The organism is Mesorhizobium sp. M7A.F.Ca.CA.001.08.2.1 (genome assembly GCF_003998455.1).
Classification (GTDB): domain Bacteria; phylum Pseudomonadota; class Alphaproteobacteria; order Rhizobiales; family Rhizobiaceae; genus Mesorhizobium; species Mesorhizobium ciceri.
Window position 1 is genome coordinate 1 of the sequence record NZ_RZPW01000532.1, and the last position, 4,468, is coordinate 4,468.

The 4,468-nt window shown below is 64.0% G+C and carries 3 protein-coding genes; all 3 read left to right on the forward strand.

Annotated elements, in window-relative coordinates; all coding sequences use genetic code 11:
- Window positions 1-254: 254 nt before the first annotated feature.
- A complete protein-coding gene (locus EN914_RS25560; protein ID WP_024503796.1) occupies window positions 255-1,508 on the forward strand; it encodes an aspartate kinase in 1,254 nt (417 codons plus the stop codon).
- An 83-nt stretch (window positions 1,509-1,591) separates the two neighbouring features.
- Window positions 1,592-3,862, forward strand: a complete 2,271-nt coding sequence (gene ptsP, locus EN914_RS25565; RefSeq protein WP_024503797.1) for a phosphoenolpyruvate--protein phosphotransferase — start codon at window positions 1,592-1,594, stop codon at window positions 3,860-3,862.
- 10 nt (window positions 3,863-3,872) lie between these two features.
- On the forward strand, window positions 3,873-4,468 hold a 596-nt coding region (locus EN914_RS25570), incomplete at its 3' end, for a PCRF domain-containing protein (RefSeq protein WP_127389339.1).

Consider the following 4,468-nt stretch of genomic DNA (forward strand, 5'->3'; position numbering starts at 1 on the left):
CGTCGAAACCGAGCAATCATCATCTGCTATGCCGAACCAAAAGAATTCCCCGCAGGCAGCATTTCGTAGGCGGCGCCGGGGCGGAAGGCAATATGCCGGCTTCTGGAGCCGGCAATTGGCCGCCAGCCTTGCGAAACCTTCGTCATTTGGCTAAGGAGGCCGCGCATTCAGCGGCCGGCGTCAGCCGGCCTTCCGCTTTTCGGGATTCCGGCTTTTGGCTGGGATCCGGCTTCAGGCAAAGGCATTTCGCTCCCATGGCGCGCATCGTGATGAAATTCGGCGGAACCTCCGTCGCCGACATCGCCCGCATCCGCAACGTGGCGCGTCACGTCAAACGCGAGGTCGACGCCGGCCATGAGGTGGCGGTGGTCGTTTCGGCGATGGCCGGGAAGACCAACGAACTGGTCGGCTGGACGCGTGAGGCCTCGCCGATGCATGACGCACGCGAATATGATGCGGTCGTCGCTTCCGGCGAGCAGGTCACGGCCGGCCTGCTGGCCATCACTTTGCAGAACATGGGCGTGCACGCCCGCTCCTGGCAGGGCTGGCAGATCCCGATCAAGACCGATAATGCGCATGGGGCGGCGCGCATCCTCGACATTGACGGTGCGTTCCTGATCAAGCGCTTCGGCGAGGGCCAGGTGGCGGTGATTGCCGGGTTCCAGGGCATCGGCCCGGACAATCGTATTGCCACGCTCGGCCGCGGCGGCTCCGACACCAGTGCTGTCGCCATCGCTGCGGCGGTCAAAGCCGATCGCTGTGACATCTACACCGATGTCGACGGGGTCTACACCACCGATCCACGCATCGAGCCCAAGGCGCGGCGGCTGGCCAAGATCTCGTTCGAGGAAATGCTTGAAATGGCCTCGCTCGGCGCCAAGGTTCTGCAGGTGCGTTCGGTCGAGCTTGCCATGGTGCACAGGGTGCGTACCTTCGTGCGGTCGTCCTTCGACGATCCCGACGCGCCCGGAATGGGGGATTTGTTCAATCCGCCCGGAACGCTCATTTGCGACGAGGAAGAGATCGTGGAACAGCAGGTCGTCACCGGAATTGCCTACGCCAAGGACGAAGCGCAGATTTCACTGCGCCGGGTCGGCGACCGGCCGGGCGTTGCCGCCGGCATCTTCGGGCCGCTGGCCGAGGCCAACATCAATGTCGACATGATCGTCCAGAACATTTCCGAGGACGGCAAGTTCACCGACATGACCTTTACCGTGCCGTCGGGCGATGTCGACAAGGCGCTGGCCGTGCTTGAACGCCTCAAGGCCTCTATCGGCTACGATGTCGTGCAGTCGGAAGCCGGCATGTCGAAGGTTTCGGTCATCGGCATCGGCATGAGGAGCCATGCCGGCGTCGCCGCCACCGCTTTCAAGGCGCTGGCCGACAAATCGATCAACATCCGCGCCATCACGACCTCGGAGATCAAGATTTCGATCCTGATCGACGGCCCCTATACGGAACTTGCGGTTCGTACTTTGCATTCCGTCTACGGTCTGGATAAGCAGTAGCGAGAACGATTTGAGTTGTTGCGTGTGCGCCGGTCGCGGTGGAAACTGCGGCGGGCAGAATGCCCATTGGAGAACAAGCCGCGATGCGTGATCAGGCCAGTGGCCCGCGCGTTTTGCTCAAACGGCTCCGCGAGCTCATGCAGGAGCCGCTGGAGCCGCAGGAGCGGCTTGACCGGATTGTGCGCGACATCGCCTCAAACATGGTCGCGGAAGTCTGCTCGCTCTATGTGCTGCGTGCCGATTCGGTGCTCGAACTCTACGCCACCGAAGGTCTGAACCCGAACGCCGTCCATTTGGCGCAGTTGCGGCTGGGCCAAGGCCTGGTCGGCACGATCGCCGCCAGCGCGCGGCCGCTCAACCTGTCCAATGCGCAGGAACACCCTGCCTTCGCCTACCTGCCGGAGACCGGGGAAGAGATCTACAACTCGTTCCTGGGCGTGCCGGTGCTGCGGGCAGGGCGCACGCTGGGCGTGCTGGTGGTGCAGAACAAGACCATGCGCCACTACCGCGACGACGAGGTCGAGGCGCTGGAAACCACGGCGATGGTGATCGCCGAGATGATCGCCACCGGCGATCTGGTGCGGCTGACCCGGCCCGGCCTCGAACTCGATCTGCGCCGTCCTGTCAGCTTCACCGGCCTGTCCTTCAATGAAGGTGTCGGGCTTGGCCATGTCGTGCTGCACGAGCCGCGCATCGTCGTCACCAATCTGTTCAACGAGGACAGCGAGGAAGAGGTTCGCCGGTTGGAGACCTCACTCAGCTCGCTCAGGCTGTCCATCGACGACATGCTGGAACGCCGCGACGTCGCCTTCGAGGGCGAGCATCGCCAGGTGCTGGAAGCCTATCGCATGTTCGCCAACGATCGCGGCTGGGTGCGACGGCTGGAAGAGGCGATCCGCAACGGCCTGACGGCGGAAGCCGCGGTGGAAAAGGTGCAGAGCGACATGCGCGCCCGCATGCTGCACATGACCGATCCCTATCTGCGCGAGCGGATGAGCGATTTCGACGACCTCGCCAACCGCCTGCTACGCCAGCTGATGGGGCGCGGGCCGGAAGATGTCGCGGCATCGCTGCCTAAGGACGCCATCATCGTCGCCCGTTCGATGGGGGCTGCCGAACTGCTCGATTATCCCCGCGACAAGATGCGCGGGCTGGTGCTCGAGGACGGTGCAGCGACCAGCCACGTCGTCATCGTCGCGCGTGCCATGGGCATCCCCGTCGCCGGCCAGATGAAGGGCGCTGTTTCCATGGCGGAAAACGGCGATGCCATCATCGTCGACGGCGAGGAGGGCGTGATCCATTTGCGGCCGCAGCCAGATCTCGAGGCCGCTTATGCCGAAAAAGTGCGTTTCAGGGCGCGCCGGCAAGAGGTCTACCGCGAACTGCGCAAGAAGCCGTCGACGACCAGGGATGGTGTACAGGTCGATTTGCTGATGAATGCCGGTCTCGCCGTCGACCTGCCGCAGCTTGCCGAAGCGGGCGCGGCCGGCATCGGTCTGTTCCGCACCGAATTGCAATTCATGGTCGCTTCCACCTTTCCCCGGGCCGAGGCCCAGGAAAAGCTCTACCGCGACGTGCTCGAAGCGGCGCGCGGCAAGCCCGTCACCTTCCGCACCATCGACATTGGCGGCGACAAGGTGCTGCCCTATTTCAAGGGCGCGATCCAGGAAGAGAACCCGGCGCTTGGCTGGCGGGCGATCCGCCTGACGCTCGACCGGCCGGGCCTGCTACGCACCCAGATACGCGCTTTGCTCAAGGCCAGCGGCGGGCGTGAGCTGAAGCTGATGCTGCCGATGGTGACCGAACTCGGCGAGATCGCCCAGGCACGCGAGATCATCGACCGCGAGGTGCGGCATTTGTCGCGCTTTGCCCATCATTTGCCGACCAGCCTGAAGCTGGGGGCGATGCTTGAAGTGCCATCGCTGCTGTTCCAACTCGATGAATTGATGAAAGCGGTCGATTTCGTCTCGGTCGGTTCGAACGATTTGTTCCAGTTCGTCATGGCCGTCGACCGCGGCAACACGCAACTGGCCAACCGCTTCGACACGCTGTCGGCACCCTTCTTGCGCGTCCTCAAGCAGATCGCCGATGCCGGCGTCCGCAATCACACGCCGGTGACGCTGTGCGGCGAACTCGCCGGCAAGCCGATCTCGGCGATGGCGTTGATCGGCCTTGGTTTCCGCTCGATCTCGATGTCGCCGGCCTCGATCGGGCCGGTCAAGGCGATGCTGACGGAACTGCCGCTGGACGAATTGAAGGCGTTTTTCGACGACAATCTGATGGCTCCGGCACAGGGCCTGCCGATGCGGGCGCTGCTGCAGGCCTTTGCCGACGACCGTTCGATCCCGTTATAGCAGCCTCATCATGGTCAATTTGCCCCGCGATCGTATGGATCAAGTCGTCAAGCGTTTCGAGATGCTCGAAGCGCAGATGTCGGCCGGCCCGGCGCCGGACGCCTATGTGCGGATGGCGTCCGAATATGCCGAAATCCAGGACATGGTGGCCAAGGTCAGGGCGCTGCGCGCGGCCGAGCATGAACAGGCCGACCTCGAAGCCATGCTTGCCGACAGGGGCACCGACGCCGAGATGCGGGCGCTGGCCGAGGCCGAGCTGCCAGGGGTCGAAGACCGCATCGAGGCGCTGCAGAAGGACATTCAGATCCTGCTGTTGCCCAGGGATGCCGCCGACGACAAGAACGCCATTCTCGAAATCCGCGCCGGCACCGGCGGCGATGAGGCCGCGCTTTTCGCCGGCGACCTGTTTCGCATGTACGAACGCTACGCCGCCGAACGCGGCTGGCGTTTCGAGACCGCCTCGGCCAGCGATGGCGACGCCGGCGGCTACAAGGAAATCATCGCCACGGTGTCGGGCAAGGGCGTCTTTGCGCATCTGAAATTCGAATCCGGCGTGCACCGCGTACAGCGCGTGCCGGCGACCGAGGCCAGCGGGCGCATCCACAG